We start from the raw sequence: 22833 nt of genomic DNA, 5'->3' as shown, positions 1-22833 counted from the left end.
GGCACACCTCTCTTCAATAGAAAATAAAGGTTAATCGCCCCTTTCCAGCGACCCCTTTTCGCACACTTCCATGGGCTCGAAGGGAGGTCAGGACGGAGCGCAGAAAGCGAAAAATGCCGCTTTTGGCCTGTTTCGCCCGGATTTTTGCAGTTCAAGGCGTGCTTTTCCTGAAAAAATTCGTCGTTTTGGTTTCTTCACTCAGGTACTTGCCGGGATGGGTGTCGGGCATGGACGATAACCGCGTGCGCGCTTGCTGCGCATGAGGGCGAGGAAGAGGTCCACCGCTTCCTTTTCGCGGGAAAAATGGTGGATCTTGCTCTGCCCACGCTTGCCGATCCGACCCCAGGAGCGAATGAGGCAGACCTCTCCGAAGAGGGTCGCGGAAATCTCCAGGACATAGTAGCGCGCCATGTTTTTCGAGGCGTCGGATCGTTCGATATAGAGGTGATAAGGCTGCGTGATCATGCCGACAGAATCGGAAATTCCGCCGTCGGCGTCCAACGAGACTTATGAATCGATCAGGCCGCGTCGATTCATGTTCGTGATGGAAGTGTCACGATAGGACTGCAATTCTCCATCCTTATGAGCGGGTAGCAAGCGACACGGATACGAATCGCACAATGTTTATTGGGCATGCGGTTACGAGTCGGGGCGAATCGCAATGCGGCCCCCGCAACCGCGGAAGATTTTTGTGGGATGAATCGCCTGCGATGGATAATCGGTACCGATGCCGGAAAGCTATCTAAATATTTGATTTATTAGGTAATTTATGATTTTTTCTGATTCTTATAGGCAGGATGCCGCCGTTAGGGGCAAAAGGCCGTTTACCAAGACCGTTTGACGAAAGTCGGGAATCGGTCAATGGTTCCCTCGACGGAAAACCACTGACGATCACGAAAAATCCGTCGTGAGGGAAAATGAAAGCCAGCAAGCAGCATATCGAACCTGTGGAATCTTCGGCAACGAAGATCAGTCGGCAGTCGCAATTGCTGTCCGCGCAACTCCAGTCGATCCGCGAACGGCTCTACGAGCCCGAGGACGCAAAGTCCCTGAAGACCTTTACGTCGCGCGAAGTCGCAGCGATGCTTGGTATCGCGGAATCGACCTTGCGGCAAATGTCGCTGGATGGCGAGAGCGCCATTCCCGAGCGGCAGGATAACGGCCGGCGCATTTACACGCTGTTGCAGATCAACCAGATTCGCGAGCATCTAGCCCAGAAGCGCCCCGCCGAGGCACTCGATTTCTTCCCGCGCCGTCGGGAAGGCGAAAAACTGCAGGTCATCACCGTCGCCAATTTCAAGGGCGGATCTGCCAAGACGACGACGACGCTGCACTTGGCGCATTATCTCGCAATCCAGGGCCTGCGCGTGCTTGCTATCGACCTCGATCCGCAGGCTTCACTGTCTGCGATGTTCGGCTATCAGCCTGAATTCGACGTTGATGAGAACGAGACCGTTTATGCGGCCATCCGCTACGACGATCGACGCCGGCCTATTCAGGAGGTGATCCGCAAAACCTATTTCGAAGGGATTGATCTTATCCCGGCGAACTTGGAACTGATGGAGTACGAGCACGAGACGCCACAGGCGATCGCGGACGGCTACGGTCGCGGCGACAGGATTTTCTTCCGCCGGCTTTCGGCTGTCATCAGCGAGGTCGAAGCGGATTACGATATCGTACTGATCGATGCGCCGCCGCAGCTTGGTTATCTTACCCTTGGTGCGCTCTGTGCTGCGACCGGTCTTTTGATCACCATTCATCCCGCGATGATCGACGTAGCGAGCATGAACCAGTTTCTTGCGATGATGAGCGATCTGATGGGCGTGATAGAAGAGCGTGGCGGCACGCTCAGCCATGATTTCATCCGCTACGTCATCACCCGACACAATCCGAATGACAGCCCGCAGGTGAATGTCGTCACCTTGCTGCGCTCCCTCTTCAAGGAAGATGTGCTGGCACCGGCCGTCGTCGAAACGACCGCGATCGCCAGCGCTGGTCTCGAGAAGAAGAGTCTCTATGAACTTTCGAGGGGAAGCGTCGGGCGTGATACGCTGAGCCGGGCTCTTGAATCCGTCGACTCGGTCAACCGTGAAATCTTTCTTCACATCAAGGACGTGTGGGGTCGGTAATGGTCAATCCGAAAGAACGAAACCTGCGAATGAAGAGCCTGTTCGGCAATGTCGATCCGGAAGCGCTCAACAAGCAGGCAGCCCCCTCCCCTTCCGAAGCGGAGAAAAGACGCGTTGGTTCGGCGGCGGTCAAGTCGATGGACCGTGCCTTCGTCTCGATCGAGGACGAGAACAAACGGCTGCATGACCAATTGCTGTCGTCAGAATCGATCATCGAACTCGATCCGGAGCGGATCATCCCGTCCTTCGTGAATGACCGCCTGGACATTGAAGGCGATAATGGGTTTCAGGCTTTCGTCGAAAGTATCCGGGAAGCGGGGCAAAAGCTGCCGATCCTGGTGCGTCCGCTGCCCAGCAAGCCCGGTCACTATCAGGCGGCCTATGGGCATCGGCGCCTGCGCGCCTGCCAGATCCTCAAGCGTCCGGTCAAGGCGATCGTCCGCGACCTGAGCGACGAAGAACTTGTCATCTCGCAAGGCATCGAAAATTCCGAACGCCTCAACCTGTCCTTTATCGAGCAGGCGCTTTTTGCCCTGAAGCTGAAGGAGCGCGGCTATTCCCGGGAGACGATCTCCGATGCGCTCGGCCGCAAGGAGGGGCAGCGCCTCGCCTATATTTCGATCCTGACGAATACGGCATCGCTGATCCCCGATGCGCTGATCCGTCAGATCGGCCCCGCCTCCTCCATCGGTCGCCCGAAATGGGAAAAACTGGGCGCTCTGATCCATGACCGGAAACTGAGCGCCCGCCAGTCGGAAACGCTCAAGGACCTGACAGCCTCCGCCGCCTGGTTGGAAAGCGACAGCGACCAGCGCTTCAGTCTTGTGCTCGACGCTTTCGATCAGACGTCAAAACGCAAGCCGGATCTGGTCGAGGTTTCGGTTGCGCACGGTATCATCATTGCCGCCAAGCGGGCGGACAATTCCACCCGCATTTCAATTCCCGATAATCGCCTTCCCGGCCTCTCGGACTGGCTGCTGCAACGGCTGCCCGAACTTGTCGAGGAGTTTCAGCAAAAACAGGGAAAGGATTCTGCGATGACATGATCGCCAGAAATGGAAAAGGGTCTACCGACTGCAATCGGCAAACCCTTAAACCACGAGCCAACGGACCACATGTGAACCGTCAACATCAGCTGTAACGATCTGATTCTAAGACGGACGAGGGTGTTAATCAAGTCTCTGCAATCAACGGGGACCGATTTTTTACGCCCCGCATCCGACGGCTCCCGCGAAATCGAACGATTGGAACTGCGTTTCTTCGGATTCGCAGCGGGATAGCTATGACCCAAGAAGCCTCTGTGGCGTCCTTCAGACGCGTCACCCCCGGAATTGTCGCCAGCGCGCGCCTGGCGATGGCGAACGATGTGCCGGACACGACCAAGTCTGAAATAGCGCTGCTCTTGAAAAAGGCGGCGCCTGTTCTCGGCATCGACGGCACGACCTATCATGTCATGGATATCCTTCTCGGTCTATCGCGGGCCGATGACTGGAAGGGCGCGGCACGCCCCGTGGTGGCGATTTCGAACGCGAAGCTTGCGGAATATACGATGCGTTCTGAGCGCACGGTGATCCGCTGCATCCGCCGGCTCGTGGAAGCCGGCATCGCGGCCTATCGGGACAGTTCCACCGGTCGTCGGTTTGTTTATCGTAATGACATCGGTGAGGTGGTCGCGGGGTTCGGAATTGATTTCACACCGGCACGCGTACGATTGGACGAGTTAAAGCAGGCGGTCGAGCAATATCAGGTACGGTTGAACGCAGAACTCGCCGCCAGACGCGACATTGCCCGCCTGTCGCGGACGATCGAAGATATGTGCACCGCATTTCCGGCAGAAACGGAAGGTGTGAGAACCGAGTTGGCGGCTATTCTGGCCATCGGCCAGCCGAACGTCGTCCGAGCAGAGACTGTCCGTGACCTGCATCAACAGGTGACGCACAAACTCCCCTCGGAACAGGTTCCGTTTAATATGTCAGCCGAGGGTGACATGGATGTCAGCCCTTATATTAATACAACCCAAGATTCCTTTTATGGTGGTAACACAAAACGGACCCGCTCTATCGAGCGGGACAAAATTACATCAAGCGGCCGCTATGCGGCCGAAAAGGCTTTCGAAAAAAAGCCTGCCGAAGCTGAGGGTGCCAGGAAAGGTCTGATGGGGCAGGATGTTCGGGATGTGAATATTATCCAGAGCGAAGTTCTTGGCTCCGTGTCCGTCGGTCTCCTCCAGTCCGCCTGCCCCGAGACACAGGCCATGATTGCGGTTCAATTTGACTCTTGGTCCGCGCTTGGGCGTTCCGGTGAAAACCTCCGCCGGATGATCGGACTATCGGAGGCCGGGTGGGCAGATGGGCAAAAACGTGTCGGCATTTACGCGGCTGCCGCGATCTTGGCGACTGTTCTGGAAAAATCGATCCGGGATCCCGACCAGATTTCGAAACCCGGCGGTTATTTCCGAGCGATGATCGATCGTGCGGTTGAAGGTCAACTGAATCTTGAGCGGAGTTTGTTTGGTCTTGCTGACAGCCGATATGGGAGTTCGTAGCGACACAACGGTTGCCACCTCTTCTTGGAATGGCGTTCGTTCGTGGTGGGATGTCCCCAAACCCGCCTCGAACGGGAGCAACGCCCGGACGGGAGTAAGTTGATACGACGGGCTGAAAAAATCGTGGACACGCCCGCTCCGGCCCGAGGCTTATCTTCTCCTGTAACCGGACGTCCTATGTCGCGCTTTACTGGTCAATGCCGAGGATCTGAAATCGCGCCACAACCAATGATGGCCGCTCGCCGGCATGGAAATGAGAAAGCCCATAGCGCCACCGGTCGGCTGTTCGTCGGCGAGCTTTTGCGAGTTCGTGGTCGAGCTACACCATGCGAACGCTCCACCCGTGAACCTTTTCCCGAGCTCGCTGATTCTCCCATACAGTGGAAGCGGATCTTGTCTGGGGTTATATGATCACGACGTCGATTGCCAGACGTTGCAGGGTAACAGCTGTTACCCCAGCGGGCCGACAAAGAGGCCCGAATTCATTGGCGTGGCTTTCTCATCGTTTCACCGCAAGTTTCGGGACAGATGGGCTTAAAATAGATGAATGCCATACAGCCCCTTCTTCCGCTAAAATCCGCTGGCGGGAGGCATATGAGCATGAGCAAGCACTCGAAAACCCGGGCGCGATCACCGCACCGTAACTTCGAGCCAATACTTGCTGCGTTGAATGCGACGAAGGCACGCAGGGCTGTAGACTATGTGGAGACGGCGCGATTGCGAATGTCGGGAGAAAGTCTCTTGACGGACCCGAAGGATGGAGAAGCCGAATGATAGACTGGAACCCGAACAAGCGCAGAACCTTGTGGTTTCGATCGGTCGCGGCGAAGGAAGCCTTGGGTTTGCCAGTGGAAAATCATCCGCGGTTTCTCGGCTGGGTGGAAGACTGGATTGCCGGCCATATTCCGATGGCTGAAGTTCAGCGTCGCTACGCGCAATTGCGTTCGGAGACGCCCGCCGAACTGGCCGACGCGGTCGATGCCACGACATATGCGGTTATGGACGAGGTGCGGCAGGAGATCCCGAATATTGCTGGTGTTTCGTTAAGCACGGCCGAAGAACGGGCGGAGCAGGCCAAAAAGATCACGGATGCCTGGCAATCTGGTCGTACATAGGTCGCTTGCTTGCACCCGTTGTTTCAGTAGGATCGGGGAGGATCGCGATCTGATTAGAGGTTGGTAGCGCACGGCCGCATACGCGCCAAGTCTGCCGGGGTCGGATCAGCAGTTTGATCGGCAACGCCGCGGTACGAAACCTTGGCGCATTTTCTCCTCCACATCTCTCGGGACCTTGTTGAAAGATCGGTCAGGATCTGATGGGCATGGACCCCAGTCGCCAATACGGTTATGCGACGATATGTGCTCCGGCGGGTTTGACAGCCCGTCGCTCGTTCGGGTCAACAAGGACATATCCGATATAATGACAGTTTCGAAATTCCTGTTTGACATGCACGCGGCCCTCTCTCGGCCTTGGTCGTCGGGACGGTGAGAATATCGCATTGAGGGACATCAAGAAGGAGGGCGGCCGACCCAAGACATTGCTGCAGCAATTGGCAGCGTCTCCGGAAAAATTGTTTTCCGGATCGTTCCGGCAGCAGGTCGCGGCGCTGTGCTTCCGCTTCACACAGAAGCCCGGTGAAATCGAAGTGCTGGTGGTGACGTCGCGCGAAAGCGGCCGCTGGGTTATTCCAAAAGGCTGGCCGATGAAGAACAAGGCGCTTTACGAGGCCGCCGCGATCGAGGCTGAACAGGAAGCCGGCGTTCGTGGTCCCGTGAGGAAGAAGGCGGTCGGCAGCTACACCTATCTGAAAACACTGGAGACCGGCGCCGTCGTACCCTGCATCGTTGACGTCTTCCAGATCGAGGCTCGCGAAACTGCCGACAAGTTCAAGGAGAAGGGCCAGCGACGATCGGCTTGGGTGAGCCCGGATGAAGCCGCGCGGCGTGTCCGGGAAGTGGAACTCAAGTCGCTAATCATCGAGTTTGCACCGCGATAGCGGAGTTGATAGTGCCCCGCCTTCACCGGATCAGACACAGCCGGAATTGATGAATCCGCGTTGGGGCTACAGCACTCCTTCTCTGATACCGTAAGCGGGTTCGGGCGTGGTTCGACGGAGGGCGGGGGCCGCAGCGCCGCCCGAACGTATTGCTATATGCGGATGTCGAATCCTCAACTGGAGTGCGCTCCATTGAGTGGGCGCAATGGTAACAGCTGTTACTTTGAGTAGGGAAATGTGTTTTTCACTTCCATAGCAGACACCTTCGATACGCCCGATTTGGCATCGACTTGCAGGATGCTGACGACGCGTCTTCGACAGTGGAACGTAAACTGGGACCTTTCTTGAATCTCGGGCGGCTATAGACCTGCGGCCTTGGTGAGATTGATCCGAAGGCTGTCACGCCGGCGCCGGTACTCGCGCGCCATCTCAGCTGAAGCGTGGCCGAGTTGTATTTGCACATACCGTTCGTCCGTTTCAGCGGACGATTCCAGGCCTGCCCGCAGCGAATGACCTGAGAACGTGAAAGCTCGCTCCAGTTCGTTTAGGTCGCCCCGAACGCCCGCAGCCATCGCTGCACGCTTGACCCGCCGCGCCATTTGCTTGGCGCTCAATCTGCTCCGACCGTTTTTCGCTGTCCCATGACGCGCCGGAAGACGGGGCCATGGGCAAGCCCGGCAAACTTGATCCAGATTTCAACGGCAATAACCAGGGTGGCATGGGACGAACCATCCTCGACCTCGCGCCAACCGGTCTTGCCGCACAATTTTATCAGCATCCCTTGTCGAGGAACTCGATCCAGCCGCAGCCATCTTCGCCTGCTCGGCATTTATATCGAGACCGACGATCTCCGAACGCCGCAGCCCGCCAGCATAGCCAATCAGCAGCATGGCATGGTCGCGCATTCCACGCAGGGTGCCTCGGTCCAGTGACTCAAGCATGGCGACGATACCTTCCGCCAGAACCGCCTCATTCTGCATTGACGGTCTGGCGTGGCTGTTGCGGATGCCAGCCATGACAGCCGCGATGTGCCGATCCTTCCGGTCGAGGTGGAGACCGCGCTGGTTATAATTCCAGGACAGCGATGAAAGACGACGCTCGATCGTCGAGACAGAGTCTGCCTTCATGCCGCACTCGGTGGCGCCAGAAGCACAGGCGGCTATGTAAAGCCCGACGGTTTGGGGATGCGGAGGAATGGGATAAGCCCGAGCGACGGCACCAGGCTGCGAAATGCTTCCAATCGGATGTACAGGCCTTGCGCGTATTGAGCGAACTCGCCGCCTCGACATAGACGCGAGCACGATCAGTGAGGTTTTTCAGATGGCCAGGGAGGGGAGGGGAGGGGAATCCGGCAAGCCGTTTGCCTGCTGCGCCGTCAGTCGCGATCGTCTCCGAAGGCTGGTGGGGGGCGATCGGTTCTCCAGGGGCCTCGTCAAACCGATGCTGTATCGGTTTGCGAGAAGTCGTTGTTCTTGTAGAGAAGCGGCTCGCCGGTAAACGCTGCAAGCGCGTAGGAACAGCAGTCGGCGTAGATTGCTGGGTAGCGACCCCTGCCATAGCGGCGCCAGGCACGGCGCGTCTGGTCGGCATGTTCTGCCTCGGCGGAGACAATCTCAATGCCGAGCTTGTACAGTCACAGGTCCAACTCATCACCGCCGCACCTCCATCAACGTTCATCTCGTTGGAGCAGGTGATTCATGACAAATGCGATCACGCTAGGCCTTTTCCGACAGCCTGCTAAGCGTGATTATCATCGTTTTGCTCGACGGTTTGGTCCATCTCTCCATAATATCCGATAAGGCAAGATCATCGGATGTGAAGTCGGCTGACATGCTGTGCGTTTTGAACTGAAAATAGTAGCATAAACTGCTCGTCTTGGTTATGCTCAGCGGCATGGATTCGCGCTTCCGTTCCCCTCTCGCCGCCCCGATCGGGCCGGTGGCCATGCTGTTCCTGCCGGCCTGGGCGAGCGCGCGCCAGCACGATTTGGGCGATACAGACGCCGCCTTCGCCGCCGGCATCGCATTGAAATCGCTTGACGATCTGGTTCGCGCCGAGCCAGCTTGGGCGGGCTGCTGGCGTCAGCGTCTGGCGCTCAGGAGCGCACAATCCGCCGTGCAACTGCTTGGCCGCAATGTCGGTGAGGCAGGGCTTCGTGATGGGGTGCTGTTGACCGCGCCCGGCGACGATCCAGGCCCGGCCGGCGCGACGCTTTTGGCCTTCCAAAGACTGGCGGCGAAGAAATGGACGATCGGCAGCAAGGTTTTGCAAGAGTTGGCGGAACTGATCGGCTTGCGCCGCGACGGCATGAGCGAGATTGCCGACTTGTTCGACGCCGCGCTGCAATCCGGCCGTGCGGCACCCTTCGCCGTCGCGGACCTGGTGGCAAAGATCTGCGCCTCCCGGCCCGATGCCGAAATCCTCGCCTGGTGGCTGGCCGATCGGCTGCTGGCGGAAAAGCTCGGCTGGAAGTATGGCATGCCGCTCACGATGGGCGAGCGTTATGGCGCGGCGTTCAAGACGATCGGAGGCCGCGGACGGGTGCGGCCCGGGGAGACCGCTTTCCCGCGGGCGGTGTGCCTGGCGCTCGTGTCCGCCACGGTCGAGGCCTTGCGGCAGGCCAATGACATCGGCCGGCGTGCCGAGAAACTATTGGCGGTGGCGCCGAAGGTGCGAACCAAAGGCGCCAGCGTCGTGATCGAAAAGCTGCTCAACGAGGATGCCGTGCCCGCCTCCGCGCCGGGCAGCCACCTCTCCCGCTGGGCGGCTACGCGATTGTTCGAGCGACTGGAAAGTTTTGGCGCGGTGCGCGAACTCTCCGGCCGCACCTCCTTTCGGATGTTTGGGCTGTGACGATGGCCGGATCAAATGCAGCCAAAGCAGTTCGAGGCCGCAGACCGAAGTCGGAGGATGAAACCCTCTTTGATCGGGAGCTTGAGGATTTACCGCCGGAACTGCGCTGGCGCGAATGGATGCTGCGCGTCGAGGCGGTGATCTTTGCCGCCAGCGAGCCGGTCAGCCGCGGGATTTTGGCGCGCGTGGTCGGAAAGAGCTGCAGCATCGATCTCCTCATCGACGATTTGCGCGAGGAACTGCGGCCCCGTCCCTATGATATCGTCGCGGTGGCCGGCGGCTGGCAGCATCGAAGCCGTTCGGCTTACGCATCTGCGATCCGGGCATCGCAGGCGCCAGCGCGGTCGCCCCCGGCGTCTCTGTCGGAGCATGAGGCTGCAGTGCTGGCAGCGATCGCCTATTTGCAGCCGGTGACCCGCGGCGCGCTGTCCACCATGTTCGGCAAGGAGATAAGCCGCGACACGATTGCCGGCCTGCGCGATGCTGGGTTTCTCGGCTCCGGCCCGCGCAGCCCGACGCCCGGCGCGCCCTACACCTATGTAACGACGAGGCATTTCCTATCGGCGTTCGGACTTGAGACACTGCGTGACCTGCCCGATCTGGAAGGGCTCGAAGACGCCGGGCTGCTCAGTCGGCAGGCGCTCGAGGAAACCGCGATCGGGCTGACGGAGAGCGACGTTCTGGAGAAGTGATGATTTAAGTTTGGAGATTGGCCATGGATTTTCTTCAACGAGCTCAAGCCGTTCCGGCGCGTCGCAACCAGATACGATAAACGCCTTGCCAACTTCATGGGCGTCGTAAAACTTGCCGCTATCGCAATCTGGCTCGGATCGTTAAATCATCACCACGCTCTAGTAACGAGAATAGCTCGGAAATCGTTCACATTTGTGAAGGTTGGACCTGTGACAAGTAGATCATTAACGGCGTGAAAGGCCGTCCAGGCGTTGTTCTGCATCAACATCGACTTGGCATCGACGCCGGCTTTGCGCAGGCGCTCGACGGTATGACCATCGGCAAAGGCGCCGGCATTGTCCTCGGATCCATCAATGCCATCCGTATCGGCTGCAAGTGCATGAATGCCGGCGATGCCGTTTATGCCGAGTGCGAAGGATAGGAGGAACTCGCTGTTGCGGCCGCCCTTGCCCTTCGCGCGCAGCGTCACGGTCGTCTCGCCGCCGGAAAGCAGCAGGACAGGTTTGGTGAAGGGCCTGTCACGTGTTGCGATCTCGCGGGCGATGGCTGCATGCATGCTCGCCACGTCACGGGATTCTCCTTCGACCGAATCCGAGAGAATCCGGGCTTCGATGCCGTGCCTGCGCGCTTCTTTGGCAGCGGCTTCAAGCGAGACCGCGGCCGAGGCGACGACATGGACTTCGTTGCGAGCAAACCGCGAATCGTCAGGCCCCAGCCCGTCTGCTGCCGAAGATTCAAGATGCGCCAGGACGGTTTCGGGAAGGTTCATGCGATAGGCATCGATCAAGGCGAGCGCATCCTGCCGAGTTCCTGCATCGGGAACGGTCGGACCGGAGGCGACCAGCGCGGGATTATCGCCGGGAATATCGGAGACGATGAAGGAGACGACCTTGGCCGGATGGGCGGCGGCTGCAAGGCGTCCACCCTTGATGGTGGAGATATGCTTGCGGATGATATTCATCGCCGAGATTGGGGCGCCGGACGCCAGAAGGACTTCGTTGACGGCAATCTCGTCGGCAAGCGTCAGGCCATGCGCGGGAGAGGGCAGAAGGGCGGAGCCGCCGCCGGAGATGAGCGCGATGACGAGATCGTCTTTGGTCATCCCTTCCACGGCCCGGAGCAGGCGGCCGGATGCGGCGAGGCCGGCCTCGTCCGGAACGGGGTGAGACGCCTCGATGATTTCGATCTGCTTACAGGGCGCCGAAAAACCGTAGCGGGTAACGACGAGGCCTTCGATCGGCCCGTCCCAGAGGGTCTCGAGCGCTGCCGCCATTTGTGCCGACGCCTTGCCGGCACCGATGACGATGGTGCGGCCCTTCGGTTTTTCAGGCAGGTGCTGGCGAATGCCGTGGATCGGGTCGGCGGCCCTGACGGCCGCATCGAAGGTCGCGCGCAGGAAGCGGCGTGGATCGAGGAGTTGCATAGGAAGTCCTTGGTTCAATGCCCGGCCCGGATGAGATCGGCCGCTTTTTCGGCAATCATGACCGTTGCCGCATTGGTATTGGAAGAGATCAGGCGCGGCATGACGGAGCTGTCGCACACCCGCAGGCCCCCGATGCCGCGGACGCGCAATTGCGGATCGACGACGGCGTCGGCATTATCGGCCGGGCCCATGCGGCAGGTGCCGACGGGGTGGTAGGCCGAACGGCCATGCTCGCGGGCAAAGGCCATGGCCTGTTGCCGGTTGGTGACCTGCGTACCGGGAAGATGTTCGCGCTTGATGTATGGTTTGAAGGCTTCTTGGGCTAGGATGTCCCGGCTGATGAGAATGCCGTCGGCAGCGCGTTCGAGATCGTAGGGCTCGGCATAGGGGTTCGGGTCGATGATCGGAGCATCCGTCGCATTTGCGGTGCGCAGTGTCACGCTGCCGCGCGAGCGCGGGCGTACGGGATAGGAATTGAGCGTGCAGCCGTTGCCGCCGGGAACAGATCCGATCCCCTCCTCGACGCCGGCGCCGGGGAGAAAGTGAAATTGGATATCGGGCGTCCTTTCCGTCTTGTCACCCCACCAGAAGGCGCCCGCTTCGACGATGTTGGAGGCAACCGGTCCCTTACCGAACAACATATATTCAAGCCCGGCCATCGCCTGCCAATGCAACTTCTTGTAGCGGTCAATACCGTGGGAGCCCGACAGTTCGGCGAGAACATCGACATCCATATGGTCCTGCAGGTTCTGGCCGACGCCGCTGAGATCATGAAGCGCGTCAATGCCGACGGACCGCAGATGTTCGGCCGGACCAATGCCTGAGAGCATCAGCAGTTTCGGCGAGCCGATGGCGCCTGATGTGACGATGACTTCACGGTCCGCCCGTAGAGTCACGGGCCGTCCGTTCTCGATGATTTCGACGCCGATGGCCTTGCCGTTCTCGATGACGATCCGGTTGACCATGACGTCGGTGCGCAGCGTCAGGTTCTTGCGAGAAAGGGCCGGTTTCAGATAGCCGGTAGCGGTGCTGCTGCGCTTGCCGTTCTTCGTCGTCGCCTGATAGAAGCCGGTACCCTGCTGGCTGCCGCTGTTGAAATCGCCATTGTAGGGAAGGCCTGCTTCCTGCGCTGCGCGGACAAAAACGCGGGTGAGCGGATGCGGTGTCGTCGAGGTGACACCAAGCGGGCCTTGGGTGCCGTGATGCGGGCCGCCGAGCGAGTCGTTGCCTTCGGAGCGCCGGAAATAGGGCAGCACATCCGTGTAGGACCAGCCGTCGCAACCTTCCTCATGCGCCCAGGCGTCGTAATCCTCCGGGCAGCCACGGGTGAAGACCTGCGCATTGATGGAACTGCCGCCGCCGAGCACGCGCGCCTGCGGATAGACCATCCGACGTCCGCCGATTTCGCGACCGGGCGCGGTTTCATAGCCCCAGATCAGCGGGCCTGCCGTCATCTTGAAGAAACCCACAGGGAGATGGATGTAGAAGTTCGTGTCGCGCGGACCCGCCTCGAGCAGGGTGACGGTAACGGCCGGATCCTCGGTCAGTCGCGCCGCGAGAACGCATCCCGCAGAACCGCCGCCGATGATGATATAGTCGGGCATTCATTCCTCCGCTTGAGATTTTCTGCCGGTTTTTCATCAGCTTTGCATCTCTTCGGCGCGCACCATCTCAAGTCTCTTGTGCGACGTCAAGAGAAAGGGTATGGTTATCGTGTTGAAGGGTTGTCGTACAAATATTGGAGGGCACGACAGGCTTTCGGACCAGTTTAAAGCATCCGCACAAAGCTGCTGAACCGCAGTTTGCAGAATTCCAACGGGAGGATTGAGAATGAAAGATGGGAAGACTTTGATGAATTTCGGCGAGATCAACCGCCGAACGCTGATGATCGGCGCGGCGACAGGTCTCGCTGTTTCGGCCATGCCGAAGCGCCTGTTCGCGCAGGGAGCGCCGACATTGGTGACCTCGATCCGGTCACTGTCCAATCCGTATCATGCCGTGTGGAAAACCGGCGCCGAAGCCTTCGCCAAGTTTGCCGGGCTGGAGCATGTGACGCTGGTATCCGAAGGCAACAGCGAAAAGGGCATTGCCGATATCAAGGCGATGCTGGCCAAGACCGGCGGCAACATGGTTCTCAATTCGGATCCGAACGATACCCCCGATGCGCGTCCGATCGTCGAGGCCTGCAAGGCGGCTGGCGCCTATGTTGTCACCCAGTGGAACAAGCCGGCCGATCTTCATCCGGTGGACTTCAATCCGAACTATGTTTCGCATATCGAGTTCGACGGGATTTCCAGCGGCAAGGAGATCGCCGAAATCCTGTTCAAGGCGATCGGCGGCTCGGGCGGCATCATCGCGCTCGGTGGCCAGATTTCGAACACCGCGGCCATCGAACGCAAGAAGGGCCTTGAAGCGGCCCTTGCTGCCAACCCGAATATCAAGCTGCTCGATTTTCAGGTCGCCAACTGGAAGTCCACCGAAGCCTTCGACCTGACCGGCAATCTGCTCACCCGTTTTGGCGACGAAATCAAGGGTATTTGGGCTGCCAATGACGACATGGGCACCGGCGCGCTCGAAGCGCTTCGTGCGGAAGGCCTCGCCGGCAAGGTTCCGGTCGTCGGTATCGATGGCATCAAGGCCGCAGTCGATGCCGTACGCACGGGCGAATTCGCTGCCACGATCACATCCGATCCGTTCTGGCAGGGCGGTATCGGCCTGGCGCTCGGCTACAATGCCCTGATGAAGAAGTTCGACCCGGCCGCCGAGCCGGCGGAGCACCGCGAGTTCTACGGCAAGGTGGTTTCGATCACCAAGGACAATGTCGAGGAATATTACAAGACCAATGTCGAGGCCCAGCCGAACCTCGATTGGACGGATCTGTGGGGCCGTGTCGTCGGCCAGATCAGAACGTAAGCATCTCAAAACAGATGCCCGGCGCGCCATGGGCCGTCGTGTATAGCCGGCAGCGGAACGTTTCCGTTGCCGGCGTTTCAGCCCGGATGCGGAGTATATCTTTTGACGATCAATTCTGAAACCATGAAGCCCGTCACCAACCTGGAGCGGACATCAGCCATGGATGCTGTTTTTGCGCGTTTCTTTCGTGGCCAGGGCGCCCGCCGCCTGCGCACTTTCGCACCGCTGATCGTGCTTGTCGTGCTATGCGTGCTGATCACCATCGCAAATCCGAATTTCATCGAAATACGCAATCTCGTGCGCATCGCCAATTCGTCGGCGGTGCCACTCACGCTCGCCATGGGCATGACATTCATCATCCTGATGGGCAGCATCGACCTGTCCGTGGAAGGCGCGCTTTCCGTCGCGGCCATGGTGCTGGTGCTGCTTGCAAGCAATGACGCCAACGGCAATGACTACGGCTGGCTTGCCGTTGTCGCGGCAATCGCAGCCAGCACGGCGATGGGCCTGCTGAACGGTATCATCCAGACGGTTTTGCGCATTCCATCTTTCATGGCAACGCTCGGCATCTGGTTCATCGGCCTTGGCCTTTCGGTTTTCATGCTCGGCGGCTCAGCCATCCGGCTGATGGACAATTCCATCCGCTCGCTGGCGCTGGAACGCTTTCTCGGCTTGCCGCTGGCCGTATGGGTCGCCGCGGCCGCTTTTGCCCTGGCCATTATTATCCAATATCACACGCGCCTCGGCCGGCACATCCTGGCGATCGGTGGTGGCGAGGACGTGGCCGAACTGTCCGGCGTCAATCTCAAGCGTGTCCGCATTACCGCTTTCGGTGTCGCCGGTTTCTTCTTCGGCATTGCCGGGGTTTTGGCTGCCGCACAGCTTGGCCAGTCGAATGCCGTGATCGCCGACGGCCGCCTGTTTGCAGCCGTCACGGCCGTCGTCGTCGGTGGAACGGCGCTGACCGGTGGCGAGGGCGGCGTGCTCAATACGCTGGTTGGCGTGCTGATTGTTACCGTGCTTGCCAATGGCATGGTGCTTCTGGGCATCTCCCCATATGTGCAGCAGACCGTGCAAGGCCTGATGATCATCGCCGCCGTCGCGCTGTCGCTCGATCGTCTCCGTCTCAAGATCGTGAAGTGAACGGCTATGTTGTCAGTCAACGGAATCTCGAAATCCTTCATGGGCGTCAAGGCGCTGAAGAACGTCTCGCTGGAAATCCGGCCCAATGAAGTCATCGGCCTGATCGGTGAAAATGGCGCCGGTAAATCGACGCTGATGCGCACGCTCGCGGGCACGCTGCAGCCAGACTCAGGCACGATGTTACTGGATGGCGAGCGACTGCGTTTGCGCAGCACGCGTGACGCCGCTGTTCATGGCATCGGCATGGTGTTTCAGGAGCAATCGCTGCTTCTCAACATGTCGGTCGCCGAGAATATCTACCTTGGCCAGGAACATCAGTTCACCCGCCTCGGCATCGTCAACTGGAGGGCGATGCGGGAAGCGGCGCGACGCCAGCTCGGCAAGATCGGCGTCGATATCGATGTGACGACGCGCACCTCGGAACTGTCCTTCGCCGCCCGCCAGATGGTCGAGCTCGCCAAGGCACTGACGCTGGAGGAAAGCGTGTCGCGGCCGCTGGTCATCCTGCTCGACGAGCCGACGTCGGTTCTGACATCGTCCGACATCGACGTGCTGTTCGAGCGCATCCGCACCCTGAAGAAGCGGGCGAGTTTCGTGTTCGTGTCGCACCGCCTCGATGAAGTCCTGCGCATTTCCGATCGGGTCTACACGATGAAGGATGGCGAAGTCGTCGCCGAGCATCAGGCAAGCCAGGTGACCGGCCCGGAACTGCACGAGATCATGGTTGGCCGCGGCCTGCAGACCGAATACTACAAGGAGCCGCGCCAGATGGCGCCCGGTCCTGAAGTGATTCTCGAAGCCAATGGGCTCGGCGTCAAAGGTGCGTTTCACGGAGTAGACTTCAAGATTCACGCCGGTGAAATCGTCGGCATAGCCGGCGTCGTCGGCTCCGGCCGCGAGGAGATCACCCGGACGCTTGGCGGTTTCCTCCCGCAGACGGAAGGCTCGCTGAAAGTGAAGGGTGAGGCTGTGCGCTTTACCTCGCCGGAGCAGGCGGTGCGCAAGAGCATCGGTTACATTCCGCGCGAACGCCGGATCGAGGGGCTAGTGATGTTCCTGTCGATCGCCGAAAACATCACGCTTGCCGATCTTTCCAGCGTCATGAAGAACGGCAAGATCAATTATGCGATGGAACGCAGTCTTGCCACCGACTGGATCCGCAAGCTGCGCATCAAGGCACCTGGCCCGGACATTGCGTGTCGCAAGCTTTCAGGCGGCAACCAGCAAAAGGTGGTTCTCGCCCGCTGGATGACGGCCGGTTCGCGTGTTTTGATCCTCGATCATCCGACCCGCGGTCTGGATGTCGGCGCCAAGGAGGAGGTCTACGAACTCGTCCGCGATCTCTCCGCACAGGGCATCGCCATCCTGCTTCTTTCGGACACGCTGGAGGAAACCATCGGGCTTTCCCACAGGGTTCTCGTCATGCGGGACGGCGAAGTCACGGCGCGTTTCGATGCTGCTGCCGGCAACAAGCCCGACCAGGTCGATCTCGTCCGGGAAATGGTGTGAGGAAACAGCCATGAAGAAACTATCCGACTTTTTTGCCGCCAGTTGGGTGCAGGGCGCCATTCCTCCGGCGCTGCTGGTGCTGCTGATCGCCATCGTCGAGATCGGCTCGCCGGGCTTCCTGACGGGCGAAACTCTAGGGCTTCTGCTTGGTAACACCGCTGTGCTCTTCATCCTCGCGACCGGCGTCACCTTCGTTATCCTCATCGGCGGCATTGATCTGTCGATCCAGGCCGTGGCGTCGCTTGCAAGCGTCATTCTCGCGCAGTTGCTGCCGTCCATGGGCGCATTGGCTTTCCCGGTCGCAATTGGGTCCGGGCTTATCTTCGGCATCCTCAGCGGCATTGTCCATGTGCGCCTGCGCGTTCCGTCCTTCGTCGCGACGCTTGCGACCGGCGGCGTCGTTGCCGGCATAGCGCTCTGGTTTGCGCAGGGGCGGGCGATCACCATCGAGGAGGGTGGCCGCCTCAGCACCACCTGGATCAACGGAACCGTTGCCGGCATTCCGGTCGTCGCCATGCTCGCCGCCATCGTCGGCATCATCAGCTTCATGGTGCTGCGCTACACGCGCTTTGGCCGCTACAGCCTGGCGGTTGGTGCTGGTGAACCGGCAGCCCTTGCCGCCGGCGTCAATGTCGATCGTACCAAGATCATTGCCTTTGCCATTTCCGGCACGCTGGCGGCGATCGCCGGCGTCATTCTGGCTGCAAGGCTTTCCAGCGGTTCGCCGAGCCTTGCCAACCAGTTGCTACTGCCCGCCATCGCCGCGGTTATCGTCGGCGGTACTGCCATTACCGGGGGGCTCGGCGGTGTGGCGCGCACGGCGGTCGGCGCGCTGATCATCTCGATCGTCCGCATCGGCATGACCTTCATCGGTGTCAACATCTTCGCGGAAAACGTGGTTTTCGGGGCTGTGCTGATCATCGCTGTGGCCATCACCATCGACCGCTCGAAAATTCCGGTCATCAAATGAGAACGCAATTTCCTCCCAGGAAAGCGTCCCACGGTCGGGAAAGGAACCGCGCCATCAGGCGCGGTTCCGAAAACGCCCGCTCAGGACATCGTATCGAGGTCGATCAGCTCGATCTTGTAGCCGTCCGGATCTTCGATGAAGGCGATATGCGTCGTGCCGTGCAGCATCGGGCCTGGCGGTCGCGGTATGCGCGCGCCCTGCTTTTCCAGCTCGGCGCACACGGCGTAGATATCGCGAACGCCAAGCGCCAGATGGCCGAATGCCGTGCCGAGGTCGTAGCCTTCCTCGCGACCCCAGTTAAAGGTGAGTTCGATGACCGTATCGGTTTCCTCCGGGCCATAGCCGACGAAAGCGTTGGTGAATTTTCCGCCCGGATAGTCGTCGCGGCGCAGAAGCGTCATGCCGAGAAGCTCGGTGTAGAATTTGATCGAGGCATCCAGGTCGAAAACCCGGATCATCGTGTGCATATTGCGAAAGCCGCTTGCAGCGCTCATCGTCTTCTTCCTCCAATAAGATATGGTTTTCATTCTGATTTTCGACATAAGAGCAGTGCGAAAATGCACGGCGCCCTTGATGTTCATTATCAGTGTTGTATGATAACCATGCAACTGGCGTCGTTGTCCAGTTGTTTTCGACCTGACGTGGAGGCCGCTTGATGGACGCCGTTACGATACCGCGCGAAAAGCTGCTGGCGACGCTCAAGGCGGCACTTCCCGACGGCATTCTGTTCAGTGCCAAGGATGATATCGAGCGCTATACACGCGACTGGTCCGGCGATCATTTTGGCATGCCACTTGCCGTCGCGCGTCCCCGCTCGGTCGATGAAGTCTCCCAGCTGATGCGCTGCTGCAGCACCAACAACATCCCGGTCGTGCCGCAGGGTGGACTGACGGGGCTCGTCGGCGCCGCTGTTGCTGCCCCGGGCGGCGGCGAAGTAGTGATATCGTTGGAACGGTTGAACAAGCTGCGCTCCATCAGCGCCATCGATTTCGCCATGGTGGTCGAGGCCGGCTGTATTCTGGAAGAGGCCAAGCGCCATGCGGAAGCCGAGGACTGCATCCTGCCGATCACCTTCGGCGCGCAGGGCAGCTGCCGCGTCGGCGGCAATGTCGCCACCAATGCCGGCGGCTTCAATGTGCTGCGTTATGGCATGACCCGCGATCTCGTACTCGGGCTCGAGGTGGTGCTTGCCGACGGGCGGGTCTGGAACGGCCTGAAGCTTCTGCGCAAGGACAATCGCGGCTACGACCTGAAGCAACTCTTCATCGGCAGCGAAGGAACGCTCGGTATCGTCACCGCCGTATCGCTGAAGCTGTTTCCGAAGCCGACGCAGGTGGAGACGGCGCTGGTCGGCCTTCGCTCGGTCGAGGACGCGATGGCGCTCTATGCCCGCGCGCGGCGCGAATGCAGCGATCTTCTGACGGCCTTCGAGCTGATCCTGCGCGGCGGCATCGATATTGCGCTCGGCGCGCGCCCCGGCCTACGGGACCCGCTGTCTGAAGTCTGCCCCGTCTATGTGCTGATCGAGGCCTCCGCCGGCGGCCGTGTCGATCTGCGCGCCATCCTGCAGGACTTTCTCATCAGTGCCGACGATCTCATGATTGATGGCGTGGTTGCGGCCAGCCGGGCGCAGGGTGACCAGCTCTGGCTTCTGCGCGAACTGATGGTGGAAGCCCAGGGGCGCGGCGGCCGTTACCTGCGCACCGACGTGTCCGTACCGATCTCGATGCTCGCCGGTTTCGTGGGGGACACGCTGGCCGCGCTCGAAAAAAGCCATCCACATGCGCTGGCGGTGACCTATGGCCACGTCGGCGACGGCAATATTCACCTCAACGTTGTGCCGCCGGTCGGGATGGAGGCCGACGCGATCGAAACGCTCTTCCACGAAACCGAGGAAGTGATTTTTGATGTTGTGGATCGCTATGGTGGTTCACTGAGTGCGGAACATGGCATCGGCAAGGTCAAGCAGGAGGCTTTCCTGAAGCGCATCGATGAAGTTTCACTTGATGTTGCAAGCCGGATCAAGGATGCGCTGGATCCAACGGGAATCATGAGCCGGGGAAGAATTTTTCTGCCGCGTGCACATAGTAAGGAAGTAGGTGAGCGATGACGCTGAAACTGGACAAGGTCAATCGCGGCCCGCACCTCTCCACGCTCGTCGCCAGCTCCATCTCGCGCGAGATCGCCCAGGGACGGCTGAGCCCGGGCGATCAACTGCCGACCGAACAGGCTCTGGCGCAGACCTTCGGTGTCAGCCGCAACGTGGTGCGAGAAGCGATCGCGCGCCTTCGCTCGGAAGGGCGCATCTGGTCGCAGCAGGGCCGGGGGGCTTTCGTCGCCGATGTGCCGAATTCCACCGTTCTCACCATCGATCACGATTCCCTTCAGCAGGCCGACGCCTTCCGGAATCTCTTTGAAATTCGTGGCATCCTCGAAGTCCAGGTGGCTGCATTGGCAGCCAAGCGCCGCACGGAAGCCGATCTTGCCGCCATGCGCGAGGCGTTAGCGACGATGGCGGCAGCGCCCTATGGCAGCGTGACATGGCTGAAGACCGATCTGGAATTCCACAAGACGGTCGCTGCGGCAACGCAGAACACCTACATGGTGCCGTTCCTGATGTTTGCCTCCGAGCGGGTGCGCGACAGCATTCTAGCCTCCGGCAACCAGCAGCGTTCCGACGATCTGGCCAGCATCACGCTCGGCGAACACCAGCAGATCCTCGATGCCATCGAGGCCGGTGATCCGGAGGCTGCGCAGCGGGCCATGCATCTGCATCTGGCGGGTGCCGCACAGCGTGTCGGACTGTCTCTGGCAGCCGATCCGGCAGATATCAAACCGGGCTCGCTGAGCGCGGCCATTCAGGAAACGTCCAAGGATACCCAGAAATGACAGGCAGACTTGAAGGAAAGACAGCGGTCGTCACGGCCGCTGGCCAAGGCATGGGCCGTGCGGCCGTTCTGGCTTTTTCACGCGAAGGGGCAACGGTGATCGCCACCGATATCGACGCTTCGAAACTGCAGTCACTCGAGGGACTGCCCGGCGTCACGACGCAGGCGCTCGATGTGCTGAACCCGAAGGCGATCAACGAGTTCGCTGGTAATATCAAGGCGCCTGATATCCTCTTCAATTGTGCGGGCTACGTCCATAACGGCTCCATCCTGGAGTGCGACGAAGATGCGTTCGATTTCTCGGTGAACCTCAATGTGCGGGCCATGTACCGCATGATTCGCGCGTTCCTGCCCGGCATGATCGACAATGGCGGTGCATCCATCGTCAACATGGCCTCTGTCGCCTCGACGGTGATCGCCGCCCCCAATCGTTTCATCTACGGCACCACCAAGGCCGCCGTCATCGGCATGACCAAGTCGGTGGCACTCGATTATGTCGGCAAGGGCATCCGCGCCAATGCGATCTGCCCCGGTACGGTCGAAAGCCCGTCGCTGCAGGACCGTATGCGGGCGACCGGCGATTACGATGCCGCGCGTGCCGCCTTCATCGGCCGCCAGCCGATGGGCCGGCTGGGCACCGCGGAGGAAGTTGCCGAACTTGTCGTCTTCCTCGCCAGCAATGAATCGGCCTTCATGACCGGCAATGCCATCGTTGTCGATGGCGGCTGGTCGAACGCCTGAATACCGTTTTCATCTTCACAGGACATCATCATGAAACTTCTTCGTTATGGCCAGCCGGGCGCCGAAAAGCCCGCACTTCTCGATGCCGACGGACATGTCCGCGATCTCTCCGGACATATCGGCGATATCGCCGGCGCGGCTCTGACGAACGAAGGCATTGCCGCGATCGCCGCGATTGATCCGAAAAGCCTGCCGCTGGTCGAGAACCCCGGCCGCCTTGGCCCTTGCGTGTCGCGCGTCGGCAAGTTCATCTGCGTCGGCCTGAACTATGCCGATCATGCGGCCGAGACCGGCGCCAAGATCCCGGAAGAGCCGATCCTGTTCATGAAGGCGACGAGCGCGATCACCGGCCCGAACGACAATGTCATCATCCCGCGCAACTCGAAGAAAACCGATTGGGAAGTCGAGCTTGGCGTCGTCATCGGCGACGAGGCGCGCTACGTGACCGAAGCCGATGCGATGAACCATGTTGCCGGCTATTGCCTGATCAACGACGTTTCGGAGCGCGAATTCCAGGCTGAGCGCGGCGGTCAGTGGACGAAGGGCAAATCGGCCGACAGTTTCGGGCCGATCGGTCCCTGGGTCGTGACGCGCGACGAGGTCGCCGATCCGCAGAACCTGAAGATGTGGCTGACCGTCGATGGCGTGTCGCGGCAGAACGGATCGACGAAGACGATGATCTTCACCGTGCCATTTCTCGTTCACTACATCTCGCAGTTCATGAGCCTGCAACCTGGCGACATCATCTCCACCGGCACGCCGCCTGGCGTCGGCCTCGGCATCAAGCCGGACCCGATCTTCCTGCATGCCGGCCAGACCATCAGGCTCGGTATCGAAGGGCTCGGGGAGCAGCAGCAGCTGACGGTCGACGCGGCCTGAGCTTCTCGAAAGAGTCTAGGTTCGCACCTCAACTCCGTAGATGGTTGGGCTTGGCCCGACCATCTACGGTTTTGGCGGTCGCCGATGGGTCCTTGGCTTAGGGCCGAGGATGACGGAGTGCGGAAGAACGGTCGCGGCGCAAAACAGGCCG

General features: G+C 60.0%; 19 protein-coding genes and 3 pseudogenes. 16 read left to right on the top strand and 6 right to left on the bottom strand.

Going from position 1 to position 22833, the window contains the following annotated elements:
* Positions 1-198 precede the first annotated feature (198 nt).
* Positions 199-465 carry a WGR domain-containing protein gene (locus tag ACST81_RS24330; RefSeq protein WP_438754013.1) on the bottom strand — a complete coding sequence of 89 codons (267 nt, stop codon included), beginning with the start codon at positions 463-465 and terminating at the stop codon, positions 199-201.
* 452 nt (positions 466-917) lie between these two features.
* Here ACST81_RS24330 and repA point away from each other — a divergent pair, with 452 nt between their 5' ends.
* From repA to ACST81_RS24305, 5 genes are all read left to right on the top strand, one after another.
* On the top strand, positions 918-2129 hold the full coding sequence (gene repA / locus ACST81_RS24325) for a plasmid partitioning protein RepA (protein ID WP_438754011.1): 1212 nt from the start codon (positions 918-920) through the stop codon (positions 2127-2129).
* A complete protein-coding gene (gene repB, locus ACST81_RS24320) occupies positions 2129-3175 on the top strand; it encodes a plasmid partitioning protein RepB (RefSeq protein WP_438754010.1) in 1047 nt (348 codons plus the stop codon). Before repA ends, repB begins: the two co-directional genes overlap by 1 nt.
* 236 nt (positions 3176-3411) lie before the next feature.
* Positions 3412-4674 (top strand): plasmid replication protein RepC, encoded by a 1263-nt coding sequence (gene repC, locus ACST81_RS24315; protein ID WP_438754008.1) that lies wholly within the window; start codon positions 3412-3414, stop codon positions 4672-4674.
* Between the two features lie 770 nt (positions 4675-5444).
* On the top strand, positions 5445-5789 hold the full coding sequence (locus tag ACST81_RS24310) for a hypothetical protein (protein WP_438754006.1): 345 nt from the start codon (positions 5445-5447) through the stop codon (positions 5787-5789).
* Between the two features lie 383 nt (positions 5790-6172).
* Positions 6173-6670 carry an NUDIX hydrolase gene (locus ACST81_RS24305; protein WP_438754004.1) on the top strand — a complete coding sequence of 166 codons (498 nt, stop codon included), beginning with the start codon at positions 6173-6175 and terminating at the stop codon, positions 6668-6670.
* Between the two features lie 359 nt (positions 6671-7029).
* On the opposite strand, the pseudogene ACST81_RS24300 reads toward ACST81_RS24305, so the two are convergent.
* Both ACST81_RS24300 and ACST81_RS24295 read right to left on the bottom strand, forming a co-directional pair.
* Positions 7030-8056, bottom strand: a pseudogene (locus tag ACST81_RS24300) (tyrosine-type recombinase/integrase).
* 46 nt (positions 8057-8102) lie between these two features.
* Positions 8103-8303: pseudogene (locus ACST81_RS24295) on the bottom strand (PIN domain-containing protein); the annotation flags it as partial.
* Between the two features lie 260 nt (positions 8304-8563).
* Between ACST81_RS24295 and ACST81_RS24290 the strand changes: the two are divergent.
* The 3 genes and pseudogenes from ACST81_RS24290 to ACST81_RS24280 form a co-directional block, all read left to right on the top strand.
* A complete protein-coding gene (locus ACST81_RS24290; RefSeq protein WP_438754002.1) occupies positions 8564-9523 on the top strand; it encodes a DUF1403 family protein in 960 nt (319 codons plus the stop codon).
* A 2-nt stretch (positions 9524-9525) separates the two neighbouring features.
* A complete protein-coding gene (scpB, locus tag ACST81_RS24285) occupies positions 9526-10215 on the top strand; it encodes an SMC-Scp complex subunit ScpB (RefSeq protein WP_438754000.1) in 690 nt (229 codons plus the stop codon).
* A gap of 30 nt (positions 10216-10245) precedes the next feature.
* A pseudogene (locus ACST81_RS24280) lies at positions 10246-10350 on the top strand (IS5/IS1182 family transposase); the annotation flags it as partial.
* 14 nt (positions 10351-10364) lie between these two features.
* Here the strand turns inward: ACST81_RS24280 and ACST81_RS24275 are convergent.
* Positions 10365-11639 (bottom strand): glycerate kinase type-2 family protein, encoded by a 1275-nt coding sequence (locus ACST81_RS24275; protein WP_438753998.1) that lies wholly within the window; start codon positions 11637-11639, stop codon positions 10365-10367.
* A gap of 14 nt (positions 11640-11653) precedes the next feature.
* Positions 11654-13243 (bottom strand): GMC family oxidoreductase, encoded by a 1590-nt coding sequence (locus ACST81_RS24270; protein WP_438753996.1) that lies wholly within the window; start codon positions 13241-13243, stop codon positions 11654-11656.
* A gap of 226 nt (positions 13244-13469) precedes the next feature.
* Between ACST81_RS24270 and ACST81_RS24265 the strand changes: the two genes are divergently transcribed.
* From ACST81_RS24265 to ACST81_RS24250, 4 genes are all read left to right on the top strand, one after another.
* Positions 13470-14552 (top strand): sugar ABC transporter substrate-binding protein, encoded by a 1083-nt coding sequence (locus tag ACST81_RS24265; protein WP_438753995.1) that lies wholly within the window; start codon positions 13470-13472, stop codon positions 14550-14552.
* Positions 14553-14711: 159 nt separating this feature from the next.
* Positions 14712-15695, top strand: a complete 984-nt coding sequence (locus ACST81_RS24260) for an ABC transporter permease (RefSeq protein ID WP_438754628.1) — start codon at positions 14712-14714, stop codon at positions 15693-15695.
* 6 nt (positions 15696-15701) lie between these two features.
* Complete coding sequence (locus ACST81_RS24255) at positions 15702-17204, top strand: sugar ABC transporter ATP-binding protein (RefSeq protein WP_438753993.1); 1503 nt, start codon at positions 15702-15704, stop codon at positions 17202-17204.
* Between the two features lie 10 nt (positions 17205-17214).
* Positions 17215-18174, top strand: a complete 960-nt coding sequence (locus ACST81_RS24250; RefSeq protein WP_438753992.1) for an ABC transporter permease — start codon at positions 17215-17217, stop codon at positions 18172-18174.
* A gap of 80 nt (positions 18175-18254) precedes the next feature.
* Here the strand turns inward: ACST81_RS24250 and gloA are convergent, their stop codons facing one another.
* A complete protein-coding gene (gloA, locus tag ACST81_RS24245) occupies positions 18255-18668 on the bottom strand; it encodes a lactoylglutathione lyase (protein WP_438753990.1) in 414 nt (137 codons plus the stop codon).
* A gap of 161 nt (positions 18669-18829) precedes the next feature.
* On the opposite strand from gloA, the gene ACST81_RS24240 reads away from it, so the two are divergent.
* The 4 genes from ACST81_RS24240 to ACST81_RS24225 are packed head-to-tail and all read left to right on the top strand — an operon-like array spanning position 18830 to position 22682.
* Entirely contained in the window at positions 18830-20284 is a 1455-nt protein-coding gene (locus tag ACST81_RS24240) for an FAD-binding oxidoreductase (protein ID WP_438753988.1), read from the top strand.
* Positions 20281-21063 carry a FadR/GntR family transcriptional regulator gene (locus ACST81_RS24235; protein ID WP_438753986.1) on the top strand — a complete coding sequence of 261 codons (783 nt, stop codon included), beginning with the start codon at positions 20281-20283 and terminating at the stop codon, positions 21061-21063. Before ACST81_RS24240 ends, ACST81_RS24235 begins: the two co-directional genes overlap by 4 nt.
* Positions 21060-21803 (top strand): SDR family oxidoreductase, encoded by a 744-nt coding sequence (locus ACST81_RS24230; RefSeq protein ID WP_438753984.1) that lies wholly within the window; start codon positions 21060-21062, stop codon positions 21801-21803. Before ACST81_RS24235 ends, ACST81_RS24230 begins: the two co-directional genes overlap by 4 nt.
* A 30-nt stretch (positions 21804-21833) precedes the next feature.
* Positions 21834-22682 (top strand): fumarylacetoacetate hydrolase family protein, encoded by an 849-nt coding sequence (locus tag ACST81_RS24225; RefSeq protein WP_438753982.1) that lies wholly within the window; start codon positions 21834-21836, stop codon positions 22680-22682.
* Positions 22683-22833: the final 151 nt, after the last annotated feature.

The sequence above is a fragment of the Pararhizobium sp. O133 genome (genome assembly GCF_051669845.1).
Classification (GTDB): Bacteria; Pseudomonadota; Alphaproteobacteria; order Rhizobiales; family Rhizobiaceae; genus Pararhizobium.
The sequence above is the reverse complement of the archived record's forward strand: the minus strand, read 5'-3'. Positions and strand labels throughout refer to the sequence as shown.